6 protein-coding genes and 1 other RNA gene are annotated in these 6,807 nt (G+C 70.3%); 5 read left to right on the top strand and 2 right to left on the bottom strand.

Features of this window, described 5'->3' with window-relative positions:
* The coding region (dnaX, locus tag ACIY1X_RS19710; RefSeq protein ID WP_399683790.1) for a DNA polymerase III subunit gamma/tau at positions 1-1,383 on the bottom strand (1,383 nt) is incomplete at its 3' end.
* Between the two features lie 86 nt (positions 1,384-1,469).
* On the opposite strand from dnaX, the gene ffs reads away from it, so the two are divergent.
* From ffs to rho, 3 genes are all read left to right on the top strand, one after another.
* Positions 1,470-1,566: signal recognition particle sRNA small type (gene ffs, locus ACIY1X_RS19715), an RNA gene on the top strand.
* 172 nt (positions 1,567-1,738) lie between these two features.
* Positions 1,739-2,071: a thioredoxin TrxA gene (gene trxA, locus ACIY1X_RS19720; RefSeq protein ID WP_038215789.1), complete on the top strand. Its 333-nt coding sequence runs from the start codon at positions 1,739-1,741 to the stop codon at positions 2,069-2,071.
* A 216-nt stretch (positions 2,072-2,287) separates the two neighbouring features.
* Positions 2,288-3,553: a transcription termination factor Rho gene (gene rho, locus ACIY1X_RS19725; protein WP_038215784.1), complete on the top strand. Its 1,266-nt coding sequence runs from the start codon at positions 2,288-2,290 to the stop codon at positions 3,551-3,553.
* 15 nt (positions 3,554-3,568) lie between these two features.
* Here rho and ACIY1X_RS19730 read toward each other — a convergent pair whose 3' ends face one another.
* Positions 3,569-4,657, bottom strand: coding sequence for an oxidoreductase (locus tag ACIY1X_RS19730; RefSeq protein ID WP_399683794.1), 1,089 nt, complete (start codon positions 4,655-4,657; stop codon positions 3,569-3,571).
* Between the two features lie 110 nt (positions 4,658-4,767).
* On the opposite strand from ACIY1X_RS19730, the gene ACIY1X_RS19735 reads away from it, so the two are divergent.
* Complete coding sequence (locus tag ACIY1X_RS19735) at positions 4,768-5,028, top strand: type B 50S ribosomal protein L31 (RefSeq protein WP_038215781.1); 261 nt, start codon at positions 4,768-4,770, stop codon at positions 5,026-5,028.
* A 97-nt stretch (positions 5,029-5,125) separates the two neighbouring features.
* Positions 5,126-6,807: hypothetical protein (locus ACIY1X_RS19740; RefSeq protein WP_399683797.1), on the top strand; the 1,682-nt coding region annotated here is incomplete at its 3' end.

Here is a 6,807-nt window from a genome sequence, read left to right on the forward strand (position 1 = left end):
GGCGGGAGCGGTCGGCGCGGCCGGACGGCGGGGCGCATCGACGACCGGCAGCCGCTGGCCCGCGGCCTGCACGGCGGGTGCCGCGGACGTCGGCGGCGGCAGCTCCGCAGCAAGCGGCGCCGGCATGGGCGCCGGGGCGGGCGGTTCCGGCAGCTGCGGCGCAACCACGACCGCAGGCGGTTCGGCCCGCGCCACGGGGGCGGGTGCCGGCGGCCGCGCCTCAGCCGGCGGCGCGGGATTCAGCAGAGTTTTTTTTTCCGTCGCGCCGTCCTCGGCCGCCGGCTTGAAGGCCAGCAGGCGCAGCAGCACCATGGTCAGCGCGGCGTATTCGTCGGGGGCCAGGCCGAGCTCGGCGCGGCCGTGCAGGCACATGCTGTAGAGCAGTTGCGTCTCGTCGGCCGGCATCAGCGCCGCCAGCCGCGCGGCCTCCTGCGCGTCGGGATCGCCTGCGTCCTGCTGCGCCGCGCGCGCCGGCACGGCCTGCAGCACCGCCATGGCCTGCAGCACGGCCGTCATCTCCTCCAGCGTGGAGGCGGCCGACAGGCCGGCGTCGCGCATGGCCTCGACCGTCTCGACCACGGTGCGCCCGTCGCCCTGCGCCAACGCCTCGACCAGCCGGTGCACGTGGCCGCGGTCGGCGCTGCCCAGCATCTGGCGCACGCCGGCCTCGGCCAGCGTGCCGTTGCCGTAGGCGATGGCCTGGTCGGTGAGCGAGAGCGCGTCGCGCATCGAACCGCGCGCAGCACGCGCCAGCAAGCGCAGCGCGCCGGGCTCGGCCGGCACCTGCTCGGTGCCCAGCACGCGCACCAGATGCTCGTGCACCGTCTCGGGCGCCATCGGCCGCAGGTTGAACTGCAGGCAGCGCGACAGCACCGTGACCGGCACCTTCTGCGGATCGGTCGTGGCGAGCACGAACTTGAGGTACTCCGGCGGCTCCTCCAGCGTCTTGAGCATCGCGTTGAACGCGGTGTTCGTGAGCATGTGCACCTCGTCGATCATGAAGACCTTGAAGCGCCCCTGCACCGGCTTGTAGACCGCCTGCTCCAGGAGGCCCTGCACCTCGTCCACGCCGCGGTTGGAGGCGGCGTCCAGCTCGGTGTAGTCGACGAAGCGGCCGGCATCGATCTCGGTGCAGGCCTGGCACACGCCGCAGGGCGTGGCGGTGATACCGCCGCTGCCGTCGGCGCCCTGGCAATTGAGCGACTTGGCCAGGATGCGCGACACCGTGGTCTTGCCCACGCCGCGCGTGCCGGTGAACAGGTAGGCGTGGTGCAGGCGCTGCTGCGTCAATGCATTGGTCAGGGCCTGGACCACATGTTCCTGGCCCACCATCTCGCCGAAGTTGCGTGGGCGGTACTTGCGGGCGAGCACGAGGTAGGACATTGCGGCGATTCTAAAAGCCGGCCCGCGCGCCGGACTTGCCCGCCCCCGCGGCGAAGCGGCGATGCACGCCGGCTAGAATGCACCTCGACGGGCCTCCCCGCATGGTGAAGCGGCCAACCGGGTCAGGTGGGGAACCAAGCAGCCCTAACTGTGTAGCCAGTGCCGGGGGTAAGGCTCGTCACCTTTCCATCTTCCTTTTCAGATGCCTTTCCGCCACCCGACGGGCCGCGCGGACAAGGACCGGGCTATCGTTGCCATAGCCACGACGCGCAGCAGGGCCGCGACGCATCTGCCACAATCTTCAGGACACCACGACCGCGCCTGCGGTTCGTGCCCAACCCCAAGGAATCCCGACATGGCCAGCGAACTGATCAAGCACATCTCCGACGCCTCCTTCGAAGCCGACGTCCTGCAGTCCGACAAGCCGGTGCTGGTGGACTACTGGGCCGAGTGGTGCGGCCCGTGCAAGATGATCGCGCCCATCCTGGACGACGTGTCCACCGCCTACGAAGGCAAGCTGCAGATCGCCAAGATGAACGTGGACGAGAACCGCGACATCCCGGCCAAGTTCGGCATCCGCGGCATCCCGACGCTGATGCTGTTCAAGAACGGCCAGCTCGCCGCCACCAAGGTCGGCGCGATGAGCAAGGCGCAACTGACGGCCTTCCTCGAACAGCAGCTCGCCTGACGTGCGGGCGCGCCACGAACCCACGGGCGGCCGGGCGCGCAATGCCTCGGCCGCCTGTCTTTTTTTCCTGTCATAATCCCTCACCAATCGCCGGCCCCGACCCAAGGGCACGGTTCGAGTTCCAGGGTTTCCGGGGCACACATCTCGCCCCGCTGCAAGCCCCCTCCCCCTCTCCCGCCGTCCTCCTTCCACGAATTCCCCACGCGGGGCCATTCCATGCACCTGAACGAACTCAAGGCACTGCACGTCTCCGAACTCCTGAAGCAGGCCGAAGCGCTCGAAATCGACAACGCCAGCCGCATGCGCAAGCAGGAGCTGATGTTCGCCCTCATCAAGAAGCGCGCGAAGGCCGGCGAGCAGGTGTTCGCCGACGGCGTGCTGGAGATCCTGCCCGACGGCTTCGGCTTCCTGCGCAGCCCCGACACCAGCTTCACCGCCAGCACCGACGACATCTACATCAGCCCCAGCCAGGTGCGCCGCTTCAACCTGCACACCGGCGACATGATCGAGGGCGAGGTGCGCATCCCCAAGGACGGCGAGCGCTACTTCGCGCTGACCAAGCTCGACAAGGTGAACGACGGCGCGCCCGAGGCGAACAAGCACAAGGTGATGTTCGAGAACCTCACGCCGCTGTTCCCCAAGGAGCAGATGAAGCTCGAGCGCGAGAACTTCAAAGGCGACGAGAACATCACCGGGCGCATCATCGACATCATCGCGCCCATCGGCAAAGGCCAGCGCGCGCTGCTGGTGGCGCCGCCCAAGAGCGGCAAGACGGTGATGATGCAGCACATCGCCCACGCCATCAGCACCAACTACCCCGAGACGCACCTGATGGTGCTGCTGGTGGACGAGCGGCCGGAAGAAGTGACGGAGATGCAGCGCTCGATCAAGGGCGAGGTGATCGCCTCCACCTTCGACGAGCCCGCCGCGCGCCACGTGCACGTGGCCGAGATGGTGATCGAGCGCGCCAAGCGCTTGGTCGAGCTGAAGAAGGACGTGGTGATCATGCTCGACTCGATCACCCGCCTGGCCCGCGCCTACAACAACGTGGTGCCTTCCTCCGGCAAGGTGCTCACCGGCGGCGTGGACGCCAACGCCCTGCACCGGCCCAAGCGCTTCCTGGGCGCCGCCCGCAACGTGGAGGAAGGCGGCTCGCTGACCATCATCGGCACCGCGCTGATCGACACCGGCAGCCGCATGGACGAAGTGATCTTCGAGGAGTTCAAGGGCACCGGCAACAGCGAAATCCACCTCGACCGGCGCCTGTACGAGAAGCGCGTCTTCCCCTCCATCCAGCTCAACCGCAGCGGCACCCGCCGCGAGGAACTGCTGCTGGCGCCCGAGGTGCTGCAGAAGACCCGCATCCTGCGCCAGTTCATGTACAACATGGACGAGATCGAGGCGATGGAGATGGTGCTCAAGAGCATGAAGGCCACCAAGACCAACGTCGAATTCTTCGACATGATGCGCCGCGGCGGCTAGGCCTCCGCCCTTTCTTCAGCGCACGGCGAGCGCCCGGCCTTCGCGCGCGCTGCGCCGGCCCAGGTCCAGCAGTTCCATCAGGTCCACCGCCTCGTCGGCGGTGACGGGCGCCGCGCCGCGCCCGAGGATCGCGTCGCGCACCGCGGCGTAGAAGCGGGTGTAGTCGCCGCGCAGATTCGGCACGGCCTCGACGCGCATGCTGCCGTCGTCCTGCGGCAACGCCAGTTCCCCTTCCCGGACGTCCACGCCCCAGTCCTCGCCGCCTGGCCGGCCGCCGGCGCGCAGCGCATCCTCCTGCGGGTCCACCCCGTGCTTCACGTAGCTGCCCAGCGTGCCGTGCAGCAGGTAACGCGGCGCCGGGTGGGCGGCCAGGGCGGTCGCGTGCAGCGCCACCCGCAGCGGCGCCGCTGCGCCCGATTCGTAGCGCAGCAGCGCATGGAAATGGTCCTCGACGCGGGCGCCGTCGCGCAGCTTCGCGGTGTCGAGCTGCAGCGTGTCCGGGCGGCCGAAGAGCTGCACCGCCTGGTCCAGCAGGTGGGAGCCGAGGTCGACCCAGAGGCCGGCGCCGGGCACGTCCTGTTCGCGCCAGCGCTCGCGCACCCCGGGACGGTAGCGGTCGAAGTGCGATTCGAAGTACACGGGGCGCCCCACGCGGCCGCGCGCCAGCACCTCCCGCAGCGTCAGGAAATCGGCGTCGAAGCGCCGGTTCTGGTAGACCGAGAGCACACGCCGCAGGTGCGCGGCCATCGCCGCCAGATCGCGTGCCTCGGCGGCGTCGAGGGTGAAGGGCTTGTCGACCACCACGTGCCGGCCGGCCAGCAGGGCCGCGCGGGCCGCCGGGTGGTGCTGGGCGTTGGGCGTGGCGACGACGACCAGTTTCACGTCCTGGCGTGCCACCAGCGCATGCACGTCGGGCACCACCGCGGCCTGCGGCCAGTCGCGGCGCACCTTGTCGGGCTGCGAGCTGGCCACCGCCGCCAGCCGCAGGCCCGGCACGGCTGCCAGCACCGGGGCATGGAAGGTCTGGCCGGCGAAGCCGTAGCCGACCAGCCCCACCCCGATGGGGCTCGTGCCGGCGTCTCTTGCAGGTTCGATTTGACTCATGGCCGCGCCAGTATGCGATAATCGAAGGCTTCCCGCGAAAAGTGCGCCGCTTTCATGCCCGGCATGCCTGCGTTGTGTGGCTCTCGCATCGACCTCCAAGGAAAACCATCATGGCCAAAGAAGGCATCCATCCCGACTACCGCGAAGTCCTCTTCGTGGACCTGTCCAACGGCTTCAAGTTCGTCACCCGTTCGTGCGTGAACACGAAGGAAACCGACACCTTCGAAGGCAAGGAATACCCGCTGTACAAGCTGGACACCTCCAGCGAATCGCACCCCTTCTACACCGGCACGCAGAAGTCGGTGGACAACATGGGCGGCCGCGTGGAGCGCTTCCGCAACCGCTTCGGCAAGACCGCGCTGTCCAAGTAAGAACCACTGACGACGCGCCGCCTGTCGGTGCCAGGGCAGCCCGGGTGACCGCGCTGCCCTTTTCATTTCCGGCCCGCGCCGCCACCGCTTTCGCGCCTTGAACCAGCCCACGCCCGCCATCGTCACCCGGAGCGCCGCGCGCCGCCTGCCGCGCGTGGCACTGCTGCTGCTGTGCGCGGCCTACCTGCTGCCGGGCCTGGTGGGGCGCGGCCCCTGGAAGAGCGCCGATGTGGCCGCCTTCGGCTACATGGCGGCGCTGGCCGAGGGCGGCGCCGGGCTGGCCCGCTGGTTCGACCCCCACCTGCTCGGGCTGCGCCCCGAGATCCCCGCGCTGCTGCCCTACTGGCTGGGCGCCTGGGCCATCCAGTGGATGCCCTGGCTGCGGCCGGACCTGGCCGTGCGCGTGGTGTTCGCCCTGATGCTGTGGGGCACCTTCTCGGCCACCTGGTACGCCGTCTACTACCTCGCCCGCACCCCGCGCGCGCAGCCGGTGGCCTTCGCCTTCGGCGGCGAGGCGCGCCCGACCGACTACGCGCGCGCCATCGCCGACGGCGGCCTGCTGGCCCTGATCGCCTGCCTGGGCCTGGCCCAGCTGGGGCACGAGACGACCCCGGCGCTGGCCCAACTGTTCTTCGTCAGCTGCCTGTTCTACGGCGCGGCGGCGCTGCCCTATCGCCGGGCCGCGCCCATGATCGCCTTCGGCGTCGGCAGCCTCGGCTTGGCGCTGAGCGGCGCGCCCGCGCTGGGCCTGGCGTCGGGCGCCGGCCTGCTGGCACTGGCCCTGCGCGAAAAGCGCCTGCGCCCGCAGGAGCCGGACGACGGCGACCACCCTGCCCCCACCTATTCCATCCCGGCCATCGCCACGATGGCCGCCTGGCTGCTGGCCGCCCTCGCGGTGGCAGCGGCGCTGCATCAGCTCCACTGGCGCCTGGCCTGGCCCGGCGCGCAGCCGGGCGCCTCCGCTGCCGCGGAGTGGCGCAGCCTGCTGAAGCTGCTGGTGTGGTTCACCTGGCCGGCCTGGCCGCTGGCGCTGTGGACGCTGTGGCGCTGGCGGCTGCAGCTGACGGCGCGCCACGTGGCGGTGCCGCTGTGGCTGGTGCTGGTGGTGCTGTTCAGCACGCTGTTCACCGGGTCGTCCGACCGCTCGCTGCTGCTGGGCCTGCCCGCCCTGGCCACGCTCGCGGCCTTCGCGCTACCCACCTTCCGGCGCAGCGTGTCGGCGCTGATCGACTGGTTCACCCTGCTCTTCTTCTCGGGCTGCGCGCTGTTCATCTGGGTCTACTGGATCTCGCTGCACACCGGCGTGCCGGCCAAGCCGGCGGCCAACGTAGCGAAGCTGGCGCCGGGCTTCACGCCGGAGTTCTCCGGCCTGGCCTTCCTCTTCGCGGTGGCCGGCACCGTCGCCTGGATCGCCCTGGTGCGCTGGCGCACCGGCCGCCACCGCGCCGCGCTGTGGAAGACGCTGGTCATGCCCGCCGGCGGCGCCGCCCTGTGCTGGCTGCTGCTGATGACGCTGTGGCTGCCGCTGCTGGACTACGCGCGCAGCTATGCGCCGCAGGTCAGCGCCATCGCCGCACGCATCGGCAAGCCGGCCTGCGTCGCCGAACTGGGCCTGAGCCGGGCGCACATCGCGGCGCTGCGCCACCACGGCCACTTCCCGCTGCAGCCGATCAACTCCCACTCGACCTGCGGCTGGCTGCTGGTCAGCCCCGAGGCCCTGCCCACGCTGCACCTCATCGTCAGCCTGGAGCAGTGGCGCTTCGCCGGCACCTTCCGCCG

This window comes from Xenophilus sp. (assembly GCF_044462705.1).
Classification (GTDB): domain Bacteria; phylum Pseudomonadota; class Gammaproteobacteria; order Burkholderiales; family Burkholderiaceae_C; genus Xenophilus; species Xenophilus azovorans.